This window comes from Amycolatopsis sp. NPDC051758 (assembly GCF_044453095.1).
In the GTDB taxonomy this organism is placed as follows: domain Bacteria; phylum Actinomycetota; class Actinomycetes; order Mycobacteriales; family Pseudonocardiaceae; genus Amycolatopsis.
Genome location: NZ_JBITCJ010000003.1, coordinates 1 through 23,656, shown reverse-complemented (window position 1 = coordinate 23,656; position 23,656 = coordinate 1). Strand labels below are relative to the sequence as shown.

Sequence of the window (23,656 nt, the reverse complement as noted above, 5' to 3'; positions counted from 1 at the left end):
CATCGTGATCATGCGATTCGCCATCAAGACCTCGCCCCAGAACACCGTCTGGGCCGACATGCTCGCCGTCTGGCAGGCCGCCGACGAGATCGAGCTGTTCGAATCCGGCTGGACGTTCGACCACTTCTATCCCATTTTCTCCGATTCGACCGGGCCGTGCCTGGAAGGCTGGGTCACCCTCACCGCGCTTGCGCAGGCCACCAAACGGCTTCGGCTGGGCACGCTGGTCAGCGGGATCCACTACCGCCACCCCGCGCTGCTCGCGAACATGGCCGCGACGCTCGACATCGTTTCCGGCGGCCGGCTGGAGATCGGCATCGGCGCGGGCTGGAACGAAGAGGAGTCCGGCGCCTACGGCATGGAGCTCGGCACGGTCAAGGAGCGCAGCGACCGGTTCGAGGAAGGCTGCGAGGTGCTCGTCGGCCTGCTGACCCAGGAGACGACGACCTTCAAGGGTGCGCACTACCAGCTGACCGACGCCCGGTGCGAGCCGAAGGGTGTGCAGACCCCGCACCCGCCGATCTGCATCGGCGGCAGCGGCGAGAAGCGCACCTTGCGCACGGCCGCGAAGTACGCCCAGCACTGGAACTTCGTCGGCGGCACGCCCGAGGAGTTCGCGCACAAGCGCGAGGTGCTGCACCGCCACTGCGCCGACCTCGGCCGCGACCCGGGTGAGATCACGCTGTCCTCGCACGTCCGCCTCGGCCCGGACGCCGACTACGCCAAGGTCGCGGCGGAGGTCGAGGCGCTCGGCGAGGTCGGCCTCGACCTGGCGATCGTGTACCTGCCGCCGCCGCACACCCCGGCCGTGCTGGAGCCGCTGGCGAAGGCCCTGGAACCGCTGCGCTGAGCCGTTCCGACTGCGGTGAACGACTCTTTCATGGCGCCGGATGCCATGAAGAGTCGTTCACCGCGTCCGCTCAGCCGTCGCCGTAGGTCTCGCCGATCTTGTTGACCTCCGGGAGACCGACGAAGTCGGCAAAACCGGTCAACCCGGGCAAGTCCCGCACCGCGTTGACCGGGGTGCCGTCCTGAGCGATCCGCCCGAGAACCGCCCGCATCGCCTCCGTCGCGGCCAGCAGTGTCGAGATGGGACAGATCACCAGCCGGAAACCCAGCTCCTGCAAGCGATCCCGGCTCAGTGGCGGCGTCTTCCCGCCTTCGGCCCAGTTGAACAGCAGCGGCACGCCACGGAAGACGTCCGCGACCCGTTCGACCTCGGCTTCGGACTGCAGCGCCTCGACGAAGAGCAGGTCGGCTCCGGCGTCGTGATAGCGACGGGCCCGCTCGATCGCCGCGTCGAGACCTTCGACCGCGCGGGCGTCGGTCCGCGCGATCAACATGAAATCGGGGTTGTACCGCGCTGCGACGGCGGCCCGCACCCGGTCGGTCATCGTCTCCGCGGGCACCACACGCTTGCCTTCCAGGTGCCCGCAACGCTTCGGCGCGACCTGGTCCTCCAGGTGGATCGCGGCCACACCGGCGGCTTCGTACTCGCGGACGGTCCGGATGACGTTGAGGGCGTTGCCGTAGCCGGTGTCGGCGTCGGCGATCACCGGCACCTCGACCGCCGACCGGATCCGGCCCGCCGCCTGGACCATCTCGGTCATCGTCAGCAGGCCGACGTCGGGCCGCCCGAGCAGCGAAGCCGTCGTGCCGAAGCCGGTCATGTAGACGGCGGGAAAGCCCGCCGCCTCCACCAGCCGGGCACTCAGCGCGTCGAACGCCCCGGGCGCGACCACGATCTCGTCCCCGGCCAGCAGTTCCCGCAACCGCGCCGGACCCGGAACCCGCGGCGCCAGCAGATCGGCCACGTCGATCACCTCCTGGCCGCCACGGTACTCACCCAGGCGCGAGCACCGTCACACGTTCCGCGTTGTGCAGCACCGCGTCCCGGGAGTACACCAGCGGCACCGTTTCCCCGGCCTGCCACCGGTTCGCGAGGTCCCGGTAGTGCGGGCTGCGCGGGTCGCCGGACTGGCCGGGGGTGTTGACCACGCGGGACTCGTCCCAGCGGCCGACGTCGAGCACCATCCGGAAGGACGCGCCGACCTGCTGCCGGCGCGTTCCCGGGTCGTAGACGGACGCGTCGACGGTGTACCAGGCGCCCCCGCGCGGGAACGGACCCACGTCCCACGCGGTGTCGCCGCGCACCGGCGAAAGCGGGTGGGTGAACGTCGTCGTCTGCAAGGATCCCCAGCGCCACGCGCCCGGGTCCGGGCCGCGCTCGGCGACCAGGTCCCGGTACGCCGCACCCAAGGTGCTCAGCAGGAGTTCGTCACGCGCGGCGGCGGAACCGAACCAGGGCACCGGGTTCTCGATCGCCGAGACGAGCACCGCGTTGTCCGGGATGTACACGTGCGGCAGCGCCTCGGGAGCGATCGCTTGCACGAACGCCGGGCCGAGGTGGGTGAACATCCACGTCTCGTACAACGCGCCCACCGAGGTGCCCTCGCTCATGACCGCGTCCCAGCCGCGCAGCAGCTTCAGCGCGGCCGCCGTGTCCGGGTCGGTGCTCGACCGGCCCGCGAGCACCGACGTCACCCGCCGGGCCGGGATCAACAGCTTGTCCGCCTGTAGCGCGACGGAGTCGGCCACCGACGACTTCGGCCGCGAGTTCAGCACTTCGACGATCCGCTGGTGGCGCGCCGGGTTGTTCCACTCGTAGCTCAGGCCTTCGACGGGATAACCGTCGGGCAGGTTGTACTGGTTCGCGCTGGCGACGTACCCCTGCGGCGGGTCGACCGTCTCGGGCAGCGCGGCGCCGTCGACAAAACCGTTCCACTCGTAGCGCCCGTCCCCGGGGACCGGCAGGAGGCCGTCGTAGCCGGTCCGCTTCGGGGCCAGGCCGACCGACACCAGGCCGATCGTGCCGGAAGTGTCGGCGTAGGCGAGATTTTCCGCCGGGGCGCCCCATTTCCGGGCTTCGGCCGAGAACTCGCGGTACCCGTTCGCGCGCAGCAGGCGCAGGCTCCCCAGGTATCCGGCGGTGCCCGGCTCCAGCCAGGCGGTCCGCACGGCGTACGCGTGGTTCCCGGCCGTCTTGATCACCGGCCCGTGGCGGGTGAACGCGAGCTGGACGTCCCTCGGGGCCTCGCCACGCACCGCGATCCGCTCGGTGGTGGTGCGCATCCGCTCCCATCCGCCGCCGTAGCGGTAGCGGGCCGGGTCGGCGGGGTCGAGGTCGTAGACGTAGAGGTCCTCCTGGTCGACGGGGAAGACGGTGAGGCCGAACGCCGCGGTGCCGTTGTGCCCGGCGGTGACGCCCGGCGCGGAGGGGTCGCCGGCGCCGATCACGTCGAGCCCCGGCGCGGACAGGTGCGCCAAGTACCGGGTGGACGGCGAGCCCAGCGCGCGGTGCGGGTCGTCGGCCAGGATGGGGCGCCCGGTCGTGGTGCGGCCGGGGCCGATGGCCCAGTTGTTGCTGCCCTCGGCCGGGGCCGACGCCGACGCGGGCACCGAGGTGACGCCGGCGCCGGTGAACACCACCGGCGCGGTCGCCAGCTGGTAGGTGGCCAGCACGTCGGCGGGCAGCGAGCACGGGTCGAACCCGGCCGGCACGGCCAGGTCGTGCGCGGGTTGCAGCCCCACCCGCACCCGGTCGGCCGCAACGCCGGCGGCGCACGCGACCTTGGCCCGGCTGACTTCGCTGGTGAGGTTCTGGGTGAGCGCGTGGGTGCGGATGCGCACGACGTCCTCGGCCGACCAGCGCGCCGGCCGGAAGCCCAGCAGGCCGAACTCGGGCGGCAGCGAAGCCGGGTTGCGCCCGAGCCAGTCGAGGTAGGCGTTGATCCCGGCGGCGAACCGCGTCGCGGCGGTCCTGGCCTCGGGTCCGTAGGCGGCCCATTCGGCGGCCATGTCCCCGCGGTAGAGGAACAGCCGGGCGGCGCGGTCACGCTCGATGTAGGCGGGCCCGAGCACTTCGGCCAGGGTCCCCAGCCCGCGCCGCCGGCCGAGGTCGAGCTGGAAGAGCCGGTCGGCGGCCGCGGCGAACCCCTGCGCGAGGTAGGCGTCGGCGGCGCTGCCCGCGTAGATGTGCGGCACACCCCACTTGTCGGTGACGACCTCGACGGGCCGTTCAAGCCCGGCCGCGGTCACCACGGTCCGCGGCATCGCCCCGGCGTCAACGGCGGCGACGGCGGAAAGCGCCGACACCACGACGGCGATGAGTGCCGTCCTCTTTCGGAACACGGATTCGTCCCCCTTTGTCTGGTTGCCGACACTCAATGTGGCAACCGGACGGGGTGTTGAGAACCCGAGAAAACGGCAGGTGCCGGGTAGGGGGTGAGTAGGGGGTCAGCCGATGGAGGGGAGGTACGCCGGCGCCCGGCGAGCCGGTGCGGCCCGTTCGAACGCCGCCGCCAGCGCCAGCACCCGCGCGTCGGCCCAGCGCCCGGCGAAGAACGACACCCCGATCGGCAACGGTCCCGCGAACCCGGCCGGCACCGAAACGTTCGGATAGCCCGCAACCGCCGCCGGCGTCGACGAGCCGAGTACGTAGTCGTCGCCGGTGCCGTACGTCGTCTTCCACGCCGGGCTGTTGGTCGGGGCGACCACGGCGTCCAGGTGCAGCCGGGCGAGCGTCTCGTCGATGGAGCGGCGCGCCAGGTCCGTGGCCGTCGCGCGCTGGGCGCGGTAGGCCGGGTCGCTCGGGCCCGGGGCGGCCGCGGCCTGCTCGAACAGCTCCTGGCCGAACTTCGACAGCTCGACCGGATCGCGCCGGTTGAACGTGATGAGCTCGTTCAACGTCGCGGGGTGGCCCGGCCGGTGCGTCAGGTACGCGTTCAGGTCGCGCCGGAACTCGGTGAGCAGCGCCGGGGACTCGGCCGCGCCGATCTGGTCCTGGTAAGGCAGGTCGACCTCGACGACGGTCGCGCCGCGGGCGGTCAGCGTGCGGACGGCGTCCTGGACCACCCGGTCGACGTCGGCGTCCAGCCCGGCCAGGCGCCAGACGCCGATCCGGGCGCCGCGCAGGGCTCCCGGATTCAGCAGCGCCGCGTAGTCCCGCGGCTGGCCCGCCGGGATGGCGGCCGTGGCGGGGTCGGCCGGGTCGGGTCCCTGCAGGACGGACAGCGTGATGGCGGTGTCGACGACGTGGCGGGCCATCGGCCCGGCGGTGTCCTGCTCCGCCGAGATCGGCACGACGCCGGTCCGGCTGACCAGGCCCAGTGTCGGTTTCTCGCCGACGACGTCGTTGGCGCCGGCCGGGCAGACGATCGAGCCGTCGGTTTCGGTGCCGATCGCGACCTGCGCGAGGGTGGCCGCCACCGCCGCGCCGGAGCCGGAGGAGGAGCCGCACGGGTTGCGGTCGAGGACGTAGGGGTTGTTCGTCTGCCCGCCGATGCCCGACCAGCCGGACGTCGCGTGCGTCGAGCGGAAGTTGGCCCATTCGGACAGGTTGGTCTTGCCGAGGATGACGGCGCCGCCGCGCTGGAGCCGGTTCACGAGGGCCGCGTCGGCGGCCGGACGGCTGCGCGGCAGGGCCCGCGACCCCGCGGTGGCCGGCAGCGTGCGGGTGTCGATGTTGTCCTTGAGCAGCACCGGGATCCCGTCCAGCTGCCCGAGCGTGCGGCCCGCCCGGCGGCGCGCGTCGCTGGCGGCGGCCGCCCGGAGCGCACCGGGGTCGACGGCGACCACCGCGTGCACCTTGCGGTCGACCGTGGTGATCCGGTGGAGGTAGGCCGAGGTCAGCCGCACGGCGGTGAGCCCGCCGTGGTCCATCCGCTGCTGGAGCTCGGGGATGGTGGCCGCGTCGAGGTCGAACCCGAGCCCTGGCCCGGTCGAGGTCGAGGCGGAGACGGGCGCGGGGGCGACGAGGCACCCGGCGAGAGCGACGATCACGGCGGCCGAGCGCATACGCATCACGGCGTCCATGCCACTCCACGCCCGGGTGCCGGTCAACCCCTCGATGGTCGGGGCGGCGGCGAGTCAGGACCGCAGCGCGGCGGGCCGCCAGATCATCGTCACGCGTGTTCCGTGCTCTCCACTTTCGACGATCGCCTGGTCGGTGACCTCGTCGATCAAGAGCAGGCCGCGCCCGCCCGCGGTGAGCGGAGGGGCGCCGACACGCTTCACGGCGCCGCCGCTTCCGGTGTCGCTGACGACGACGGTGACCGTGTCGCCCGCCCAGTCGGCGTACAGGCGGGCCCAGCCGTGGCCGTCGGGATAGGCGTGCGCGGCGACGTTGGCCAGCGCCTCGTAGGTGGCCAGGACGATGTCGTAACTGCTGTCCGGGTCCACCGGCAGCTCGTCCAGCCAGGCCGTCAGCTTGCGGCGCAGGACGGATATCTCACCGGACTCCGCCGGTACGAGCTCTTCGAAACTCGACCGCACCGACGCGTCGATCGGTGCGCCGGCCGCGGCCGGCGCAGTGGCTTCGTCGGTCCCGGCGTCGGTGTCGCTTCCGGTGCTCGGTTCCGGAGTATGTCGTTGCACGATCTACTCCTCCCTTCGTCCGCCTCCGGCCCCCCATGGCCTCGGGCGTCGCGTGCTGGTGAGGTACCCACGGTTCTCGTTTCCCATTCGTGACCTTCACCGCGTCTCGTCACTTGCGGAATCAAACCCGGTCGTCCGGCGCTGAGACGGTGCGTGAAGAAGATTGGGTTCCTGTCGTTCGGCCACTGGTCGGCGAGCGCACACTCCGAGACCAGGTCGGCCGCCGACTTCCTGCACCAGTCGATCGACCTGGCGGTCGCGGCCGAGGAGCTCGGCGTCGACGGCGCCTACTTCCGCGTGCACCACTTCGCGCGGCAGGCGGGCAGCCCGTTCCCGCTGCTCTCGGCGATCGGCGCCCGCACGTCGAAGATCGAGATCGGCACCGGCGTGATCGACATGCGCTACGAGAACCCGCTGTACATGGTCGAGGACGCGGGCGCCGCCGACCTCATCTCGCGGGGCCGGCTCCAGCTCGGCGTGAGCCGGGGGTCCCCCGAGCAGGTGATCGAGGGCTGGCGTTACTTCGGGTACGCCCCGGCCGACGGCGAGACCGACGCCGACATGGCCCGCGAGCGCACCGAGGTCTTCCTCAAGCTGCTCGAAGGGGACGGTTTTGCGCAGCCGAACCCGCGGCCGATGTTCGCCAACCCGCCGGGCCTGCTGCGGCTCGAGCCGCACTCCGAGGGCCTGCGCGAGCGCATCTGGTGGGGCTCGAGCTCGAACGCGACGGCCGTCTGGGCCGCGAAGCTGGGCATGAACCTGCAGAGCTCCACGCTCAAGGACGACGAGACGGGCGAGCCGCTGCACGTCCAGCAGCGCAAGCAGATCGAGGCCTACCGCGAGGCGTGGAAGGAAGCCGGGCACGCGCGGGAGCCGCGGGTGTCGGTCAGCCGCAGCATCTTCGCGCTGACGAACGACCTGGACCGGGCCTACTTCGGCGGTGACCGCAACTCGCGCGACCAGGTCGGCATGATCGACGAGAACACCCGGGCGATCTTCGGCCGGTCGTACGCCGCCGAGCCGGCGGACCTGGTGCGGGAGCTCAAAGCGGACGAGGCCGTCCAGGCCGCGGACACGCTGCTGCTGACCATCCCGAACCAGCTCGGCGTCGACTACAACGTCCACGTGCTGGAAAGCATTCTCACGCAGGTGGCCCCCGAGCTGGGCTGGCGCTGAGCGGAATCCACCATGTGGTTTCTGTCGGTGGTGCTGGTTAGGGTTCCGTTCGTCTGATCGTGGATAGAGGAGTGTGGGTCGTGGGCTGGAGCCGGAACATCCGAGCGGCCGTGCTGGTGGCGGTGGCCGCCCTCGGCCTGGCCGCGTGCGGCGGCGGGGGCAGTGACCAGCCCGCCGCGCAGAGCAAGGGCGGCGCGCCGATCGTCGTCGCGTCGTTCAACTTCACCGACAGCCAGATCCTGGCCGAGATCTACGCGGCCGCGCTGGAGGCCAAGGGCTACCCGGTGACGAAGAAGCTGAACCTGGGGTCGCGGGAGCTGATCTACCCCTCGCTGAAGTCCGGTGAGCTGCAGTTCATCCCGGAGTACCAGGGGTCGGCGATCACCACCGGCTTCGGCGCCGAGCCGGTCAAGGACGCGAAGGGCGAGCACGAGCAGCTGGCGAAGCTGTTCGAGCCCAGCGGCGTCTCGCTGCTGAACTTCGCCGCGGCCGAGGACAAGAACACCTACATCGTCAAGGCCGATCTTGCGAAGTCGAAGGGCCTCGCGAACATCAGCGACCTGAAGAAGCTCGACAAGGTCGTCCTGGCCGGTGGTCCGGAGTGTGAGAAGCGGCTGACCTGCTTCAAGGGCTTCACCGACGTCTACAAGCTGACCAACGCGTCGTTCCAGACCGTGCAGGAGTTCGGGCCGCGGATCCAGCAGCTCGACTCCGGCGCGGTGACCGTGATCCCGGTGGACTCGGTGAGCCCGCCCGCCGGCGACCAGAAGTACGTCGCGCTGAAGGACGACCTGAGCATGATCCCGACGGAGAACGTGGTGCCGGCGGTGAACAAGAAGGTGCTCGACGAGCGGGGTGCGGACTTCGCGGCCGTGGTCAACGCGGTGAGCGCGAAGCTCACCACCGACGGCATGCGCGAGCTGAACAAGCGGGTGGACTCCGACGGTGAACAGGCCGCCGACGTCGCGAAGGACTGGCTGACGCAGCAGGGGCTGGCCTGAGATGCCGGACGCAGCGGGGCAACTGCACTTCAACGCGTTCATCTGGCCGAACGGCTACCACGAGTCCGCCTGGCGCGTCGTCGACGACGACGTCCGCGGTGTGCTCGGGCTGCCCTATTACGCCGACATCGCGCGCACGGCGGAGCGCGGCCTGCTGGACACGGTCTTCCTGGCCGACAACATCGCCATCGCCGAGTACCGGGCCACGCACCTGCCGCAGACGCAGTTCGACCCGATCTCGGTGCTCTCGGCGCTGGCCGCGGTCACCAGCCACATCGGACTGATCGGGACCGGCTCCACGACGTACAACAAGCCGTGGGAGCTGGCCCGCCGGTTCGCGACGCTCGACCACCTCAGCGGCGGCCGCGCGGGCTGGAACATCGTCACCACGATCACCCCGCTGGCCGCGGCGAACTTCGGCGAGCGCGCCCACCCGGACCACGCGGACCGGTACACGCGCGCCCACGAGTTCGTCGACGTCGTGACCCGCGCGTGGGACAGCTGGGAGGACGACGCGGTCATCGGTGACCGTGAGCGCGGGGTGTGGGCGGATCGCAGCAAGCTGCACGCGCCCCGCTTCCACGGCGAGTTCTACGACGTCGAAGGCATCCTGCCGTTCCCGCGCTCCCCGCAGGGCCGGCCGGTGCTGGTCCAAGCCGGACAGTCCTCGGCGGGTGTCGCACTGGCGGCGCGGTACGCGGAACTGGTGTTCTCCGGGCCGCCGTCGCTGGAAGCGGCAGCGGCGTTCCGGGCGGACCTTCACGCGCAGGCGGCCGCGGCGGGCCGAGACCCCGCCCAGGTGCTCGTCCTCCCGGCGCTGATGGTGACCCTGGGCGGCACCGAAGCCGAAGCGCAGGAACGGGCGCAGCGGCTGGAAGAGCTGTCGAGCCCGGAGTTCCGCTGGCAGAACGTGCTGTACACGGCCGGCCTCGACCCGGACGGCTTCGATCCGGACGCGCCCCTGCCCGCGGAGCTGTGGAGCAACGAGGCGAACGTGTCGAGCCGGGCGGAGCAGCTGTTCGCCGCTTCGCGCGCGCAGCCGGAGGCGCCCCTGCGTGAGGTGGCCCAGCAGCTGAAGAGCGGCGCGGGCCAGTTCCACTTCGTGGGGACGCCCGAGCAGCTGGCGACGCACATCCTGGCCTGGCAGGACGTGGGCGCGGTTGACGGGTTCACCATCATGGGCTCGACGTTGCCGTACGAGCTGGCAGCGTTCGTGGACCACGTGGTCCCGATTCTGCAGCGCAAGGGGCGGTTCCGTACGGAATACACGGGTTCGACCTTGCGTGACCACTTGGGACTGGAGCGGCCGGCCGCCGGTCACTGACGCACCTCGGCGACCCCGCGTCGGGGTCGCCGAGGTGCGATCGGCGGCGGCGTCAGAGCACCGCTTCGGCGACGCCCCGCAGCGTGGCGATCAGATCCGCACCCAGCGGATAGATCCCGACATGATCCGCACCAGCCGCCAAGTGCTCCCGCACACCCGCCGCGATCGCACCCGCCCCGCCGTGCAGGACGAGTGCGTCGATCAGGCGGTCGCTGCCCGCGCCGGCCAGGTCCTCCTCGGTGAACCCGAGCCGCCGGAGGTTGGCTGCGTAGTTGGTCACCTGCAGGGCCGTTCCCGGGGGTGCGGATCGGGCGGACGCGCGCGCACGCTCGGCGTTGTCGTCCAGCAGTGCGAAGTGCCCGGGCAGCAGCAGCTTTCCCGGGCCGAGGATCGCCCGGGCCCGCCGGGTGTGCTCGGGGGTCACCATGCACGGGATCGTCCCGGCGGTGCGGTCGCGCGCCAGCCGCAGCATCCTCGGGCCGAGCGCGGCGAGCACGATCCGGCCGGCCGGCACCCCGGCCGTGGTCAGCGCGTCCACATAGGACGCCAGCTTCTCGTACGGCGAAACGTATTCGGCGTGGACCTCCCGGTGCCCGATTCCCACCCCGAGCACGAACCGGCCGGGATGGCGTGCCTCGATCCGGTGGTAGGAAGCGGCGACCGCGGAGACGTCGGCCGTCCAGGCGTTCACCACGCTGGTGCCGACGGTCAGCCGCGCGGTGGCGTCGAGCAGCTCCTCCGCGTACGCGAGGTCGGCCGGGGGAGAGGCGTCCAGCCACAGCGTGCCGTAACCGGCCTTTTCGATCTCGACGGCGCCTTCCGGCGTCACCTCGTGCTCGCGCAGGTGCGCGCCCAGCAAGCCCAGTTCGATGGTCATGCCCCGACTTCAGCACGATGCCGCGTGCCGAACCAGATCCGGAACCGACGTGCAGCGATAACCTGAAGACATCGTCGGCGGCACGCTGGAGGAGCGATGGAACTTCGGGCCCTGCAGTACTTCGTCACCGTCGCCGAGGAGCTCCACTTCGGCCGCGCCGCCGAGCGGCTGCACATCGCGCAGCCCGCGGTCAGCCGGCAGATCGCGCGGCTGGAACGGGAACTGGGCGTCCGGCTGTTCGACCGCTCACCGCGGCGGGTCCGGCTCACCGCGGCCGGGCGCCGGGTGCTCGCGGCGGCCCGGGAGGCGCTCGTGGCCGTCGACCGCGTCAAGGGCGCCGCCGGACTGCCGGCGGGCGCCCTGCGGATCGGCACGGCCGCCGGCCTCACGTCCCGGTTGGAACGGGGCATCGACTCGCTGCGCCGGGCCGCGACGGCCCTCGACGTTGTGCTTGTCGACCTCCCGGTCGCCGCCCGGCTGGACGCCCTGCGCCAGGGTGACCTCGACCTGGCACTGGCCCGCGGGGTGCGCTCGGCGCCGGGGCTCACCGTGCTGCCGACCTGGACCGAGCCGCTGCTCGCGGTGGTGTCCACCCGGCACACTGCGGCGGACCACGCCGTCGCCGGTCTGGCCGAACTGGCGGGCAGCGTCCTGCGAATCCCTTCGCGTCAGCTCGACCCGCCGTTGCACGACGCCGTCACGACCGCCCTGCGCGACGCCGGGGTCCGGCCCCGGCTCGGGCGTCCGGCCGGCACCCCCCGGGACACGATCGTCGAGGTCGGGTCCGATCCGGACAGCTGGGCGGTGCTGCCCGCCGGCCAGGTGGGCGAGATCGGGTCGGCGCGGGTGCGCGCGATCCCGCTGGAGCCGCCGGTGACGATCACCGGCAGCGTCGTCATCCCGGAGGACCTGCCGCGCCCGTGCGCCTCGGCCCACGTGGCGGCGTTCCGCGACACCACGTCGTGACGCGGGAATCACGGGTGAGCACAGTGCCGACATTCGGCGGCACCGGAGTCGTGCATTCGGTTCAACCCGACCGTGGGAACATTTCTCCGCGTCTGTCACAATAGTTCCAAGTGGACAGTCCTCAGCTCGATAAACCTGGTACGGTAAGGATAATTCGGCAAATGCCACAGTGGTCGCGAACGAGCCGAAGCCGGATCGGTTACGGCGCAACACGATGTTGATCAGTTGACATTGCTCACCCGGGTATTTCCCGCGAATCGTGTTTCTCGACGCCGTTTTGGTGGATCCCTGGAGCGTCCCGTTCCTCCACTCGAAGGAGTCCACCATGAGAGTCAAGAACACCGGCCGCGCGGCGGTCGTCGCGGTGCTCGTCACCGCGCTGGTCGCCCTCTTCACCGGTGCGGGCCCCGCGTCCGCCGCCCCGGCACCGGCGGCTCCCGCCGTTCCGGCGCTCACCGCCCCGATCGCCGGCACGTTCACCGACGCGGCGGGCGGCACCGGCACCGCGGCCGGCACCTTCACCCCGACCGACTTCGTCGCCGACGGCAGCACCTTGCTGGCCAACGGTGTTGCGGACGTGACCCTGACGGACTCCGCGGGCCAGCAGGTCGGCAGTGAGTCCCGCGCGGTCACCGTGCCGGTCGGCGTTGCGGCTGCTTCGTGCGAAATCCTCGACCTGGTGCTCGGGCCGCTCGATCTCGACCTGCTCGGCCTGGTCGTCCACCTGGACCGCGTCCACCTGAACATCACGGCCGAGTCCGGCCCCGGCAACCTGCTCGGCAACCTGCTGTGCGCGATCGCCGGCCTGCTCGACCCGGGCCCCCTGACCAACCTGCAGGCCCTGGTCAACCTGCTGAACCAGATCCTCGCCCTGCTCCGCGGCTGACCACCACCCCGCGATGACGGATCGGCTCACCTCCGGGTGGGCCGGTCCGTCGCGGTGTGTCCGCTAAAGCCAGTCGTGCTCCCGCGCATAGCGCGCCGCTTCGTGGCGGGTCCGGGTCTGGGTCTTCTGCATCGCGTTCGACAGGTAGTTCCGCACCGTCCCCTCCGCGAGGTGCAGCTGCCCGGCGATGTCCGCCACCGAAAACCCCTCCCGCGTCGCGCGCAGGACGTCGATTTCGCGGTCGGTCAACGGGCAGTCGTCGACGACGGCGAGGGCCGAGACGTCCGGGTCGATCCAGCGCTTGCCTTCGTGCAGCGTCTTGATCACCGACGTGATGTGCGCCGGTTCCGCGGACTTGCTGACAAAACCCTGGACGCCGAGCTTCAACGCCTTCCGCAGCACGCCGGGCCGGGCGTGCCGGGTCAGCATCAGGATCACCTGCTCCGGCCGCGCCCGCCGGATCTCGGCGACCGCGCCCAGACCGTCCACATTGGGCATCTCGAGGTCGATCACCAGCACGTCCGGCCGGTGCTCCAGCGTCGCCCGCACGGCGGCCGCGCCGTCTTCGGCTTCCGCGAGGACCGTGATCTCGCCCTCGAGCGGCAGCAGGGACGCCAGTGCCTTGCGAAGCAGGACTTCGTCGTCGGCGAGCACCACGGTGGTCATCGGCCGCCCTCCCGGCGGGGGAACTCGGCCGCCGTCAGGAACCGGCCGTCCTGCTGCTCCACCTTCAGCTCGCCGCCGTTGTCCGCCAGCCGTTGCTTCAACGTCAGCAGCCCGTTGAGCTCCGGTGGTCCGGCCTCCGCGGCGCCGTCGTTGACGATCGTGATCCCGGACGCGGTGAGCGTGATCCGCACCTGCCGCGCCTGGGCGTGGCGCAGGATGTTGGTCGTCGTCTCGCGCAGGACCTGGCCGAGCAGCTCACCGGCGTGGGTGTCCACTTCGGCCTCCCGGTCGACACGCACGTGGATGCCCGCGGCTTCGAAGAGGTTCTTCGCGTTCTCCAGCTCCGCGGACAGGTTGAGCCGCCGCTGGGCGTAGGCGAGCTCCTTGGTCTGGACGATCGTGTCGCCGACCAGCGTGTGCACTTCCCGCAGCTCCTCTTTCACCCGTTCGAGGTCGCTGTCCACCAGCTTCTCGGCCAGCGCGACCTTCAGCTTCACCACGTGCAGCGTGTGGCCCTGGATGTCGTGGAGGTCGCTGGCGAACCGCATGCGCTCCCGGACCACGGCCAGCTCTGCCTCGCGGTCGCGGGACTGCTCCAGCTCCGCCACCAGGTCGTAGAGCCGCTGGCTGACGAAGGTGAACGCGGTCGACACCGCGACGGACACCGCCGGGACGACGACGAACTTCAGCAGCCGTCCGCCCGGATTGTCGTCGAAGACGAGCAGGTTCGGCGCGCCCAGCGCGGCGACCATGACGGACAGTCCCAGGAGGGCCGCGAGGCGGTGCCGGGGCAGCGGCGGAATGGTGAACGCGACGACGATGCACAGGCCGTAGAACGAGGTGGAGTCGTCGTTCAACGCGCCTGCGAGCCAGACCACCGCCGTGATGGCCACGCAGGGCCGCGCGACGCGGAAGAAGTCGCCCGCGGTCCAGCGTTCGGCGGTCACCAGCGCGGCGGCCAGCCCCACCACCTGCAGGACGACGTGCCACCAGGTGCGGGCGGTGAAGATCAGCAGCAGGACCCCGACGACGGCCAGCGGCGGCACCGTCGTGATCAGGTTGAGCCGCCGCAGCCGCTCCTGGACCGCGCCACCGGTCCACAACGTCCTGCGCGCGAGCGTGGCCACCTCCATGAGCCGAGCCTATCGGGCCGGGCGCACGCCACCAGTGACACTGCGTCATGTCTTGGGGTGACGTGGCCACACTGCCGGAACCGCGCGCCGGCCGCTGGAATCGGAGCATGTCCACGACACCCGTCATCGACGTAGCTCGCCTCAACCTCACCTACGGCGGCTTCCCCGCCGTCAAAGACCTTTCGTTCCAGGTGGAACGCGGGGAGCTGTACGCGCTCCTCGGCACGAACGGGGCCGGGAAGACGTCGACCCTGGAGACCATCGAAGGCCATCGCGCGCCGACCTCGGGCACCGTGCGGGTGTTCGGGAAGAGCCCGCGCGACCGTGCCGCCGTGCGCCCCCGGATGGGGATCATGCTGCAGGAGAGCGGGTTCTCCCCGGACCTGACCGTGCGGGAGTCCGTCCGGCTGATCGGGCGGCTCACCGAGCGGACCGACGACGTCGGGCGGGTCCTCGGCATCGTCGACCTCACCCGCAAGGCCGGCACCAAGGTGTCCCAGCTCTCCGGCGGCGAGAAGCGGCGGCTGGACTTCGCCACCGCCGTCTACGGGACGCCGGAGCTGATCTTCCTGGACGAGCCCACCACCGGCCTGGACATCCAGTCCCGCGACGCCCTCTGGGAGGCCGTCGACCGGCTGCGCGAGGACGGCTCGACCATCGTGCTCACCACGCACTACCTCGAGGAGGCCCAGCAGCGCGCCGACCGCATCGGCCTGATGCACCAGGGCGCCTTCCACCGGGAGGGCACCGTCGCCGAGCTGACCCGGACCCTGCCCGCGACCATCCACTTCGGACTCCCGGCGCACGCGCCGGCACCTCCGCTGCAGGCCACCTCCGGCGAGGACGGCCGGTTCCTCATCGAGACCTTCGCCCTGCAGAAGGACCTCCACACCCTGCTCGGCTGGGCGCGGGACCACGCGCTGGAGCTGAGCGGGCTCGAAGCCGGCCCGACCCGGCTCGACGACGTCTTCCGCGCCATCGGCCACTCCTGAGAAAGGGACCTTCCCATGCTTTCGATCGCTCGCGGAGAGCTGATCCAGATCTTCCGGAACCGCCTGGTGCTGGTCACGGCGCTGCTCCTGCCGGTCGCCTTCAGTGCGTTCCTCATCAACCGGCACGAGCTGTTCGCCGAGATCGGCAGCCTCGGGTACATCGCAGCGCTGGCGTTGTTCTTCGTGCTGGGCATCGGGCTCTACACGACCACGGTGACCACGCTGGCCTCGCGCCGCCAGAACCTCTTCCTCAAGCGCCTGCGCTCCACCGCGGCGGGTGACGCCGGCATCCTCACCGGGCTGCTGGCGCCGATCACCGCGATCACGGCGGTCCAGATCGCCGTGATCCTGGGTGTGCTGGCCGGGGTCACCGGCCGGCCGGCGGACCCGCTGCTGCTGGTGGCGGCGGTCGTCTCGACGGTGGTCATGATGCTCGCGCTGGGCCTGGCCACGGCCGGCCTGACGAACTCGCCCGAGCACGCGCAGGTCACCACCCTGCCGGTCAGCGTCGGTGTCGTTGCGGTGGCCGGCTGGGTCGGGGCCACCGGCACCGAGGACCTCACCCTGCTCAAGCGCCTGCTGCCCGGCGGCTCGGCCACCGAGCTGGTGCTGAACGCCTGGAACGGCGGTGTCGCCCTGACCGACTCGCTGATCCTGCTCGCGCCCACGCTGGCCTGGGTGATCGTCGCGATCGCCCTGGCCTCCCGGTTGTTCCGCTGGGAACCGCGCCGGTGACCACCGGCCGCGTCACGAACGAGGGGAATCCGATGCACAAAGCCTTACTGGTGACCGCGCTCACCGCGACCGCGCTGGCGACAGTCGTGGTCCCGGGAGCGGCGGCGACGACGAACGGGCTGAAGTGGGGCCCGTGCCCGGCCGGCACCATCCCGGTCCCGGGCCTGGAGTGCACCACCCTGCAGGTTCCGCTGAACTACCGGGACCCGGGCGGCCGGAAGATCGACTTGGCGATTTCCCGCCTGGCCAGCAAGACCCCGGAGAAGCGGCGCGGGGTGCTGCTGACCAACCCGGGCGGCCCCGGCGGCGAGGGCCTGGGCTACCCGGGTGTGCTCACGATCCCGACGTTGCCCTCGCCGCTGCCGCAGAGCGTGCGGGACTCCTACGACATCATCGGGTTCGACCCGCGCGGTGTCGGGCACAGCACGCCGGTGACCTGCGACCTGACGTCGGCGCAGATCGCGATCGGCAACCTCCCGTACGCGAAGAACGCGGCGGACGTGGTGAAGCAGGCCGAAGTCGCGAAGGCGGAAGCCAAGCAGTGTGCGACGTCCGAGAGCGGCTGGATGCTCCCGTACGTGACCACGGCGAACACCGCGCGGGACATGGACCGGATCCGCGAAGCGCTGGGGGAGTCCCAGGTTTCGTTCCTGGGCGCGTCGTACGGCACGTACCTGGGCTCGGTGTACACGACGATGTTCCCGCGGCGCAGCGACCGGATCGTGCTGGACAGCAACCTCGGGCCGGGCGGTTACGACATCAACGCGATGCGGACCTTCGGCCGGGGCATGGAGGATCGGTTCCCCGACTTCGCGAAGTTCGCCGCGCCCGGCCTGGGCATTATCCCGGCCCAGGTGACGGCGAAGTTCTTCGAGCTGGCCGACCGGCTGGACAGGGCGCCGGTCGTGGGCATCAACGGCTCGGCGTTCCGCGGCCTGAACTTCGGTTACCTGTACGGCGACGGGCAGTTCCCGGCGCTGCTGGCGGCGTGGAAGTCCTTGGACAAGGGCGAAGCGCCTGAGCTCCCGGGCGGGGAGCCGCCCGCGGAAAACCTCCTGGCGGCGAGGCTGTACGTGATCTGCGGGGATTCGAGCTGGCCGCGGTCGGTGGCGAGCTACCAGGCCGACGTCGCGGTCGACCGCGTCCGGTACCCGCTGATCGGCGCGGGCTCGGCGAACATCGGGGCGTGCGCGTACTGGCCGTCCGCGCCGGCGGAGCCGAAGGTGCGGATCACCGACCGTGGCCCGTCGAACGTGCTGCTGGTGCAGAACGTGCGCGACCCGGGAACACCGCTGGTGAACGCCCGCAAGCTGCGCCAGGCGTTCGGCGACCGCGCCCGCATGGTGACGGTCGACCAGGGCGGCCACGGCGCCTACCTGTTCGCCGCCAACAAGTGCGGCAACAACGCGGTGACCGAGTTCCTGGTGACGGGCAAGCGTCCCGCGGCCGACCGCTTCTGCGCGGCGGAGGGCTGAGGGGGCGGTCCGCGCCGCGAGCACCTCGCTCGCGGCGCGGACCGCGTTCGCCGTCAGCCGGTGAAGCTCCACAGGATGTAGCTGTCGTGCAGGTCCATCCCGTGCTCCCGGTACGCCGCGCCGACCGCCACCAGCAGTGTCCGCAACTCGGCCTCCGACCGCGCCGCGAACTCGCCGATGTTCGGGTCGAACAGGTGGACGTGGCCGCGTTCGTCGCGGTGCAGGCCCAGGGAATGGCCGCCCGAGGTGCCCTTGATCGAGAGGATGAACGCGCTCGAGCGGCGGTCGAACGCCGCGCCCACGATCTTCTCCGGCTCGTCGTTCGGCTTCACCGTCGCGAAGCCCCACTGGGCCGACGCCGTCGTGTCGCGGATGACGAACCCGAGACCGGCGGCCGAGAGCGCCTTCTCCGTCGCGTCGTCGACCACGAACCGCGACCGGGCCACCCGTTCGTACTCCGCCTGGAGGTCGACCGCCAGCGACAGCCTCGTCGCGGCCGCCAGCAACGGTTCGGCCACCGTGCCGCGGTTCGTCCACCAGTCCTCGCCACCGGCCCTCGCCGCGAGCCACTGCACCACCAGCGCCCGGCACACGCCGTTGCCGATGGTCACGTGCTCGCGGGCGGCTTCGACCGACTGGTCGAACTTCTGCACGCCGGAGCCGCGCACCTTCGAGCTGATCGTTTCGTAGTCCATGGAACTCACCTTTCGTTGATGTGAACAGACTTTCCGGGCCCGAGGACCCGGTTGCGGGCCGCGACCACGACCGCGTAGTGGCGGCCACGGCGCAGCGGGCAGAACGGCAGCGCCGTCGTCGTGCCGCGAACCGCGACCGAGCGGACGGTGACGCCGCCGCGGACCAGCCGGACGACGTAGGTCGTCGCACCCGGCACCGGCGCCCAGTGCGCCACCAGCCGGCCGGCCCGCCGCCGGCCGGTGACCCACGCGGGCGGGGGCACCGGCCCGGCGGACACCCGGGCGGCACCGCCGTCCACCGTGACCCGCACGGCCTGGGCGCCACCCGGCGCGGCGACCCAGAAAGCGGCTTCCAGCACCCGCATCGGAGCCGCGCCGAACTCGCCGTTCAGGTCGCGGAACAGCGTCCGCAGCCCGTCGGCGACGGTGTCCACCGCGTCACTCCTTCGCCGGTGGCCGCGGGACCGCGGTGACCGACTGCGCCATCAGGTCGAGCACTCGCGCCAGCGCCTCCGAGGGCGGCGCCGACGACGCACGCAGGTCGACCGTGTACTTCGCCGTCTTGTCGGTGTCCCGCGTGTTTTCCCGCTGGGCGGCGGGTTTCACGAGCACCTGCGGGTCGCCGTCACCGGTCGGCGCCGTCGACCGGATCTCGAGGCTGAAGTGCGTCTCGAAGGCGTCGATCCGCAGGCTGGGCACCGAAACCAGGGCCAGCAGCGGCAGCGACACGTGGACGTCCTGGGCCACGACCGCCGGCTCGTCCGCCGGGCCCGGCTGCTCGACGGGCCGGCTGAAGGCGAAGTCGACGGTCCGGACCGCGCCGTGCTCGTCGACGCCGACCCGGCGCACGAAGTCCGCCGACGCGTCGGCGAGCGCCTCGGCCGCCCGGGCCGCCGAAACCACGGGCGCGGCGATCATCTGGTCCAGGGACAGGGTGTCCGGGGGATCTGGTGCCGTCACGGCTGTTCTCCTTTCACGGCACGTTGTTCGTGGTCATCCGGTCGAGCAGCCGGGCGAACGCCTCGGGGCGCTCACCGGTCTCGAAGGTGACCTTGAACTGGGCGAAGTCGCCGTCCTCCCCGGCGCCCAGCGCCGCCAGCAGCGGGGCGGTGGCGGCCGGGTCGCCCGGCGTGTCCGGGACGGCGCCGAGGCCGAGCAGCCGGGCCCGGAAGCTGACGGTCAGGTCGTGGATCCGCAGCGGGTGCGGCGGCGCGAGGGCGAGCACCGGCACCTGGATCTCCTGGTCCTCGGCCTCGGGCAGGGTGCCCGGGATCGTGACCGGCAGCAGCTGCGGCGCGCGGGCGTCCCCGGACGCGTCGAGCGTGTGCCGCCGCAGCTGGCGGACGTGCTCCTGTTCGGCCAGCTGCTGGGCGTCGAGCACCGCGTGGTGCAGCGCCCGCAGGATGGCCGCCACGGTCTCGGAGCTCATTTCGCCGGGACCGCCTTGTCAGCGGGCTTGTCCGCCAGGACCGTGGTCACCGGCGCGATCGACGTCGCCATGATGTCGAAGACGCGGGCGAGGCCCTCGGGCATCGCGTGGTTGGTCGCCTTCACCGCCACGTGGTACTTGGCGGAGTTGTCGGAGCTGCGGGTGTTCTCCTGGTGGGTGGCGACCTTGCCGTGCACCGAAACCGAGAGGCTGAACGGCCCGATCCGGCCCTCGCCCTTGGCGTCGAGCGAAGCCTCGACGTCCTTGCTGTCCTTCGACTGCTCGGCGGACTTCACCTCCATGTCGAACGCGACGTCGACGGTGTCCACCTGCAGGTTCGGCACCGGGACCATGGACAGCAGCGGCACCGAGAGGCTGACGTCCTCGGTCACCGCCTGCCCGTCGCCGCCGGCGTCCCCGGTGGGCGGGACTTCGCGCGGCCGCTGGAAGGCGAACTTGACCGTCCGCAGCCGCGCGAAGCCGGCCTGGTCGGTGACCGTCCCGTCGGCGGGACGGTCGAAGCCGACGGTGTTGATGTAGGTCGCGGTCGAGTTGGCGAGCATCACCTGGGCGTTGCACGCCGCGGTCAGCGGGCCGCCGATGAGCGTTTCCATCGGCAGTCCCTGGAACTGGTCGGACATCTTTTCGAGAGCCATGGGTTCCTCCGTCGAAAGCGGTATTGGCAAAACGGAACTGTAGGCGCGAAATTGCGCTCTGCCGCCATTGTTCGCCGCAACGGAGCAATTACACGATTGTGTTTGACGATTTCACGTGAAAGCGCCAACGCGTCTTCCCGTGGTCCTCGCAGGTCATCCCCGGTGTCACTCCAATGGCCGTCTGGTCATTCCCGGCCGGGATGATCAGACTCGAAAGGTGATCAACCGTGCCGACAAAAGAGGGCGAAATGGCCAGCAGAGAACGCGTGGGCGACGCCGGGAGCCCGGCCGCCGACGATCCGGAGGACCCGCGGATCCTCACGGCCGAAACCGTGACGGCGCACCGCGTGAGCGTTTATCTGCACCCCGAAGACGCCCGGGTGCTGCGCCAGGGCCGGGTCGACGACGGCGCGGACGTCAACACCCGGATCCGGGCGTTGCTGGCGGTCTACCGCGCCGACAACCGGGTCCGCGAGCGTGTCGACGCCCTGGCTCGCAGCGCTTCCCGGCGCGGGCGGCACTGAGCCGTTCGAGCCGGTTCTTCTCGATCGAGTGATGCTCCGCCACCGTCCGTCGTACTGTTTGTCGGACGACAACCCTCGGTGTGCGTCATGCGGCGGTGCGTAACTACGCTGTATGGAGTAACGCTTGCTCCGAGGAGGTCCGGTGGTTCCCGCTCGTCGCTGGCTGGTCGTCGCGCTCGGGTGCGCCGTCGTCGCGATCGCCGTCTACTTCCTCGCCGTCTGGACGGTGCCCGGCCAGGAGCTGGAGAACGCCGCCCTGCGTGGCGCCGACGAGGCTGCCGCTCGCGATCAGGCCGCGGCCGACGAGAGCCTGGGCCGGATCACGGTGTACTCCCTGGCGGCCGCGGTGGTGCTGGTCACCCTGGTCGGCCTGGTGCGCCGCCGGCTCGATCTCGCCCTCGCCGCGGCCGGGGTGATCGTGGCCGGGCAGGTGGTGACGCAGGTGCTCAAGCGGTTCGTGCTGCCGCGACCGTCACTCGTGCCGCTGACCGGCCATTACGCGGAGAACAGCCTCCCGAGCGGGCACACCACGATCGCGATGACGGTGCTGTTCGCCGCCCTGATCGTCGTGCCCTACCGGTGGCGCGGGGTGGCGCTGTTCTTCCTGCTTTCCTGGGCGGTCGGCATCGGCGCGTACACGGTGACCGCAAAATGGCACCGGCTGTCGGACACGCTGGCCGCGGACGCGATCGCCCTGGCCCTCGCCTGCGTGGCCTCGTGGTGGCTCGCGCGCCGCGGGGCCGTGCGCCGCCACGAGGGCAAGCGCCGGATCCCGCGGGTGGTCGTGGTGACCTTCGCCGCGCTGGGCGGGCTGGTGTTCCTGGCCCTCGGCGGAATCCTGATCGGCGCGACGCTGACCCAAGAGGGGTACGCGGCGACGTTGCGGGACAACACCTACGTCGTCTACCTGGCCGCGAGTTCGTTTGCGTCGTTCGGTTCGGTGGCCGCGGCGCTGGTGTTCCTGGCGACGTGGCACAGGCTGGAGATCGGGTGAACCCGGCGCTCATCCCGCTCGCCGCGGCCGTCTTCTGCTTCGCCGTCTTCCTGGTCAGCTTCCTGCTCGACCGCCGCAAGCTGCGCAACGGCTTCTACCTGTTCTTCGCGCTCGCGTTCTTCGGGCTCGCGGTGCTGGCCCTGCTGGCGTCGATCTCTCCGGAAGCCGCGGCGATTGCCGGGTTCGGGCTGCTCGCCTTGGTGCCGCTGACGATCGTGGTGCTCGCGGTCTTCCTGATCTGCAACGGCGTCACGATGCTCCGCCGCGAAGGCCGCCGCCCGGCGAACCTGCTGTCCCTCGTGGCCGGTCTCGGCATCGTGGCGCTCGTCCTGTTCGGCGTGATCGTCGGGCAGCTCGGCTGGCCGCCGCTGGAGGTCGTGCGGGACAGCGTCGACGGCATCGTCGCGTACCTGTCGTTCCTCTTCGTGTGTTTTCTGCTGTATTCGGTCGTCTACGGGCGAATCCGCAGCCGGCGGCCGGTCGACTTCGTCGTGGTGCTCGGTTCCGGTCTCCTCGGCGGCAAGAACGTGCCACCCCTCCTGGCCGGCCGCCTCGACCGCGGGCGGCGAATGCTGAACGCCGAAACCGCCAAGGGCCGCACGCCGCTGCTGATCACTTCGGGCGGGCAGGGGCCGGGGGAGGACCTGCCGGAGTCGCACGCGATGGCGGACTACCTGGTCGACCGAGGTGTGCCCCGCGACCGGATCCTGCTCGAAGACCGGTCCCGGACGACGCAGGAGAACCTGGCCTACAGCGCGGAAATCATGCGAGAGCGGCGCGGCCCGGCCTACCGGTGCGTCGTTGTCACGAACAACTTCCACGTCATGCGTGCGGCGCTGATCGCACGCAAGGCGAAGGTCGAAGGACAGGTCGTCGGCGCACCGACCGCGTGGTACTTCTGGCCGAGCGCAACCCTTCGCGAGTTCGCTGCGATCCTCGTGGAGCATCGGATCCTGAACTCGGTGGTGTGCGCGGTGATCATCGCGTTGAGCGTGCTGAAGGCTGTCTAGCGGCTGTCTCGTAATTGATTTCGGAGACGGTGTCGGCCAGAGTGCTTGCCGGTTCGGACCTTGCGGTGGGTGGCGTTGAAGTCTTCCTTCCACCCGGGCAGATCGCTCCCGTCGCGGGGTTTGTGTAGGGCATGCCGGAGTCGCGGTAGACGGTGCAGTCGTTGCGGCTGCACGGCTGCGGGTCGCCGGTGGCGATCACCAGTCGGGTCTCGGCGTCGATCGCGACCTGCACGTTGGTCGAGTAGCGGTAGTTCTTCGACGGTGTCGCCAGCCGGCGCTTCCGGACCGGGGCCGGCGCCAGCAGCACCCGATCTGCCAGCGGCAACGCCCACTGCCGGCCCGGGCGACCGTCGGTGATCTCGTCGCCTCCTCGCTTCGCGACCAGCCGCACGAGCTTGCGGGACTGGCCTGGCTCCAGCCCGGTGAACGGGGCAATCCACTCCGGCCGCGACGCTGTGATCACTTGCACCACACCGACATCATCGACTAACGACCCGCCAGTCCGGCACCGGGTTACGAGACCGCCCTTAGCCCAAGGTGGCTCGGAACGTGGGTGTAGGCCCGTAGCCGGTTGGCTGCGGGCCTTTCCCGTGTTCGGTTGTTCACGCCGCGAACGGCAACGGTTGATGAAGGTTGTTGCGCCGAGGTTTTCGGCGCTTGTCCAAGAACACCGGCGGTAAGA

General features: G+C 71.1%; 24 protein-coding genes and 1 pseudogene. 12 read left to right on the top strand and 13 right to left on the bottom strand.

What is annotated here, in order from left to right:
- The first annotated feature begins 10 nt into the window (after positions 1-10).
- Complete coding sequence (locus tag ACIA5G_RS15405) at positions 11-850, top strand: LLM class F420-dependent oxidoreductase (protein ID WP_395923552.1); 840 nt, start codon at positions 11-13, stop codon at positions 848-850.
- Between the two features lie 70 nt (positions 851-920).
- Here the strand turns inward: ACIA5G_RS15405 and ACIA5G_RS15400 are convergent, their stop codons facing one another.
- From ACIA5G_RS15400 to ACIA5G_RS15385, 4 genes are all read right to left on the bottom strand, one after another.
- A complete protein-coding gene (locus ACIA5G_RS15400; RefSeq protein ID WP_395923551.1) occupies positions 921-1,814 on the bottom strand; it encodes an oxaloacetate decarboxylase in 894 nt (297 codons plus the stop codon).
- Between the two features lie 28 nt (positions 1,815-1,842).
- On the bottom strand, positions 1,843-4,191 hold the full coding sequence (locus ACIA5G_RS15395) for a penicillin acylase family protein (protein ID WP_395923550.1): 2,349 nt from the start codon (positions 4,189-4,191) through the stop codon (positions 1,843-1,845).
- Positions 4,192-4,296: 105 nt separating this feature from the next.
- Positions 4,297-5,874, bottom strand: a complete 1,578-nt coding sequence (locus ACIA5G_RS15390; RefSeq protein WP_395923549.1) for an amidase — start codon at positions 5,872-5,874, stop codon at positions 4,297-4,299.
- Positions 5,875-5,928: 54 nt separating this feature from the next.
- Positions 5,929-6,435: an ATP-binding protein gene (locus ACIA5G_RS15385; RefSeq protein WP_395923548.1), complete on the bottom strand. Its 507-nt coding sequence runs from the start codon at positions 6,433-6,435 to the stop codon at positions 5,929-5,931.
- 153 nt (positions 6,436-6,588) lie between these two features.
- Between ACIA5G_RS15385 and ACIA5G_RS15380 the strand changes: the two genes are divergently transcribed.
- The 3 genes from ACIA5G_RS15380 to ACIA5G_RS15370 all read left to right on the top strand — a co-directional run bounded on the left by ACIA5G_RS15380 (position 6,589) and on the right by ACIA5G_RS15370 (position 9,936).
- Positions 6,589-7,611: an LLM class flavin-dependent oxidoreductase gene (locus ACIA5G_RS15380; RefSeq protein WP_395923547.1), complete on the top strand. Its 1,023-nt coding sequence runs from the start codon at positions 6,589-6,591 to the stop codon at positions 7,609-7,611.
- A gap of 80 nt (positions 7,612-7,691) precedes the next feature.
- A complete protein-coding gene (locus ACIA5G_RS15375) occupies positions 7,692-8,612 on the top strand; it encodes an ABC transporter substrate-binding protein (protein ID WP_395923546.1) in 921 nt (306 codons plus the stop codon).
- Between the two features lies 1 nt (position 8,613).
- On the top strand, positions 8,614-9,936 hold the full coding sequence (locus tag ACIA5G_RS15370) for an LLM class flavin-dependent oxidoreductase (RefSeq protein ID WP_395923545.1): 1,323 nt from the start codon (positions 8,614-8,616) through the stop codon (positions 9,934-9,936).
- 52 nt (positions 9,937-9,988) lie between these two features.
- On the opposite strand, the gene ACIA5G_RS15365 is transcribed toward ACIA5G_RS15370, so the two are convergent.
- Positions 9,989-10,813, bottom strand: coding sequence for a TIGR03620 family F420-dependent LLM class oxidoreductase (locus ACIA5G_RS15365; protein WP_395923544.1), 825 nt, complete (start codon positions 10,811-10,813; stop codon positions 9,989-9,991).
- A gap of 96 nt (positions 10,814-10,909) precedes the next feature.
- Between ACIA5G_RS15365 and ACIA5G_RS15360 the strand changes: the two genes are divergently transcribed.
- Together ACIA5G_RS15360 and ACIA5G_RS15355 are read left to right on the top strand one after the other, a co-directional pair.
- The gene (locus ACIA5G_RS15360) at positions 10,910-11,779 is read left to right on the top strand and encodes a LysR family transcriptional regulator (protein ID WP_395923543.1); all 870 of its coding nucleotides are present in this window, start codon (positions 10,910-10,912) and stop codon (positions 11,777-11,779) included.
- 325 nt (positions 11,780-12,104) lie between these two features.
- Complete coding sequence (locus tag ACIA5G_RS15355; RefSeq protein ID WP_395923542.1) at positions 12,105-12,665, top strand: hypothetical protein; 561 nt, start codon at positions 12,105-12,107, stop codon at positions 12,663-12,665.
- A gap of 63 nt (positions 12,666-12,728) precedes the next feature.
- Here ACIA5G_RS15355 and ACIA5G_RS15350 read toward each other — a convergent pair whose 3' ends face one another.
- Complete coding sequence (locus tag ACIA5G_RS15350) at positions 12,729-13,331, bottom strand: DNA-binding response regulator (RefSeq protein ID WP_395923541.1); 603 nt, start codon at positions 13,329-13,331, stop codon at positions 12,729-12,731.
- A complete protein-coding gene (locus ACIA5G_RS15345; RefSeq protein ID WP_395923540.1) occupies positions 13,328-14,464 on the bottom strand; it encodes a sensor histidine kinase in 1,137 nt (378 codons plus the stop codon). Before ACIA5G_RS15345 ends, ACIA5G_RS15350 begins: the two co-directional genes overlap by 4 nt.
- A 107-nt stretch (positions 14,465-14,571) precedes the next feature.
- On the opposite strand from ACIA5G_RS15345, the gene ACIA5G_RS15340 reads away from it, so the two are divergent.
- From ACIA5G_RS15340 to ACIA5G_RS15330, 3 genes are read left to right on the top strand one after another with little or no spacing between them, the layout of a single operon-like run.
- On the top strand, positions 14,572-15,456 hold the full coding sequence (locus ACIA5G_RS15340; RefSeq protein ID WP_395923539.1) for an ABC transporter ATP-binding protein: 885 nt from the start codon (positions 14,572-14,574) through the stop codon (positions 15,454-15,456).
- A gap of 15 nt (positions 15,457-15,471) precedes the next feature.
- A complete protein-coding gene (locus ACIA5G_RS15335) occupies positions 15,472-16,191 on the top strand; it encodes an ABC transporter permease (RefSeq protein WP_395923538.1) in 720 nt (239 codons plus the stop codon).
- A 32-nt stretch (positions 16,192-16,223) separates the two neighbouring features.
- On the top strand, positions 16,224-17,666 hold the full coding sequence (locus ACIA5G_RS15330; protein ID WP_395923537.1) for an alpha/beta hydrolase: 1,443 nt from the start codon (positions 16,224-16,226) through the stop codon (positions 17,664-17,666).
- A 53-nt stretch (positions 17,667-17,719) separates the two neighbouring features.
- Here the strand turns inward: ACIA5G_RS15330 and ACIA5G_RS15325 are convergent, their stop codons facing one another.
- From ACIA5G_RS15325 to ACIA5G_RS15305, 5 genes are read right to left on the bottom strand one after another with little or no spacing between them, the layout of a single operon-like run.
- Positions 17,720-18,361, bottom strand: a complete 642-nt coding sequence (locus ACIA5G_RS15325) for a YopT-type cysteine protease domain-containing protein (protein ID WP_395923536.1) — start codon at positions 18,359-18,361, stop codon at positions 17,720-17,722.
- 5 nt (positions 18,362-18,366) lie between these two features.
- Positions 18,367-18,795 carry a hypothetical protein gene (locus tag ACIA5G_RS15320; RefSeq protein ID WP_395923535.1) on the bottom strand — a complete coding sequence of 143 codons (429 nt, stop codon included), beginning with the start codon at positions 18,793-18,795 and terminating at the stop codon, positions 18,367-18,369.
- A gap of 4 nt (positions 18,796-18,799) precedes the next feature.
- Positions 18,800-19,321 (bottom strand): DUF2589 domain-containing protein, encoded by a 522-nt coding sequence (locus tag ACIA5G_RS15315; RefSeq protein WP_395923534.1) that lies wholly within the window; start codon positions 19,319-19,321, stop codon positions 18,800-18,802.
- 13 nt (positions 19,322-19,334) lie between these two features.
- Positions 19,335-19,790 (bottom strand): DUF2589 domain-containing protein, encoded by a 456-nt coding sequence (locus tag ACIA5G_RS15310; protein ID WP_395923533.1) that lies wholly within the window; start codon positions 19,788-19,790, stop codon positions 19,335-19,337.
- Entirely contained in the window at positions 19,787-20,446 is a 660-nt protein-coding gene (locus ACIA5G_RS15305) for a DUF2589 domain-containing protein (RefSeq protein ID WP_395923532.1), read from the bottom strand. Before ACIA5G_RS15305 ends, ACIA5G_RS15310 begins: the two co-directional genes overlap by 4 nt.
- 248 nt (positions 20,447-20,694) lie before the next feature.
- Between ACIA5G_RS15305 and ACIA5G_RS15300 the strand changes: the two genes are divergently transcribed.
- The 3 genes from ACIA5G_RS15300 (at position 20,695) to ACIA5G_RS15290 (ending at position 22,974) form a co-directional block, all read left to right on the top strand.
- Positions 20,695-20,970, top strand: coding sequence for a hypothetical protein (locus ACIA5G_RS15300; protein ID WP_395923531.1), 276 nt, complete (start codon positions 20,695-20,697; stop codon positions 20,968-20,970).
- Between the two features lie 142 nt (positions 20,971-21,112).
- On the top strand, positions 21,113-21,964 hold the full coding sequence (locus ACIA5G_RS15295) for a phosphatase PAP2 family protein (protein ID WP_395923530.1): 852 nt from the start codon (positions 21,113-21,115) through the stop codon (positions 21,962-21,964).
- Entirely contained in the window at positions 21,961-22,974 is a 1,014-nt protein-coding gene (locus ACIA5G_RS15290) for a YdcF family protein (RefSeq protein WP_395923529.1), read from the top strand. The genes ACIA5G_RS15295 and ACIA5G_RS15290 overlap by 4 nt, the downstream gene beginning before the upstream one ends.
- On the opposite strand, the pseudogene ACIA5G_RS15285 reads toward ACIA5G_RS15290, so the two are convergent.
- Positions 22,974-23,443: pseudogene (locus ACIA5G_RS15285) on the bottom strand (IS5/IS1182 family transposase); the annotation flags it as partial. The gene ACIA5G_RS15290 and the pseudogene ACIA5G_RS15285 overlap by 1 nt on opposite strands.
- Positions 23,444-23,656: the final 213 nt, after the last annotated feature.

Coding starts and splice junctions, on each gene's coding strand:
- ACIA5G_RS15345 (WP_395923540.1), bottom strand. CDS start 14,464: ATGGAGGTGGCCACGCTCGCGCGCAGGACGTTGTGGACCGGTGGCGCG.
- ACIA5G_RS15360 (WP_395923543.1), top strand. CDS start 10,910: ATGGAACTTCGGGCCCTGCAGTACTTCGTCACCGTCGCCGAGGAGCTC.
- ACIA5G_RS15365 (WP_395923544.1), bottom strand. CDS start 10,813: ATGACCATCGAACTGGGCTTGCTGGGCGCGCACCTGCGCGAGCACGAG.
- ACIA5G_RS15355 (WP_395923542.1), top strand. CDS start 12,105: ATGAGAGTCAAGAACACCGGCCGCGCGGCGGTCGTCGCGGTGCTCGTC.
- ACIA5G_RS15310 (WP_395923533.1), bottom strand. CDS start 19,790: ATGAGCTCCGAGACCGTGGCGGCCATCCTGCGGGCGCTGCACCACGCG.
- ACIA5G_RS15340 (WP_395923539.1), top strand. CDS start 14,572: ATGTCCACGACACCCGTCATCGACGTAGCTCGCCTCAACCTCACCTAC.
- ACIA5G_RS15330 (WP_395923537.1), top strand. CDS start 16,224: ATGCACAAAGCCTTACTGGTGACCGCGCTCACCGCGACCGCGCTGGCG.
- ACIA5G_RS15325 (WP_395923536.1), bottom strand. CDS start 18,361: ATGGACTACGAAACGATCAGCTCGAAGGTGCGCGGCTCCGGCGTGCAG.
- ACIA5G_RS15390 (WP_395923549.1), bottom strand. CDS start 5,874: ATGGACGCCGTGATGCGTATGCGCTCGGCCGCCGTGATCGTCGCTCTC.
- ACIA5G_RS15305 (WP_395923532.1), bottom strand. CDS start 20,446: ATGGCTCTCGAAAAGATGTCCGACCAGTTCCAGGGACTGCCGATGGAA.
- ACIA5G_RS15405 (WP_395923552.1), top strand. CDS start 11: ATGCGATTCGCCATCAAGACCTCGCCCCAGAACACCGTCTGGGCCGAC.
- ACIA5G_RS15370 (WP_395923545.1), top strand. CDS start 8,614: ATGCCGGACGCAGCGGGGCAACTGCACTTCAACGCGTTCATCTGGCCG.
- ACIA5G_RS15335 (WP_395923538.1), top strand. CDS start 15,472: ATGCTTTCGATCGCTCGCGGAGAGCTGATCCAGATCTTCCGGAACCGC.
- ACIA5G_RS15300 (WP_395923531.1), top strand. CDS start 20,695: ATGGCCAGCAGAGAACGCGTGGGCGACGCCGGGAGCCCGGCCGCCGAC.
- ACIA5G_RS15350 (WP_395923541.1), bottom strand. CDS start 13,331: ATGACCACCGTGGTGCTCGCCGACGACGAAGTCCTGCTTCGCAAGGCA.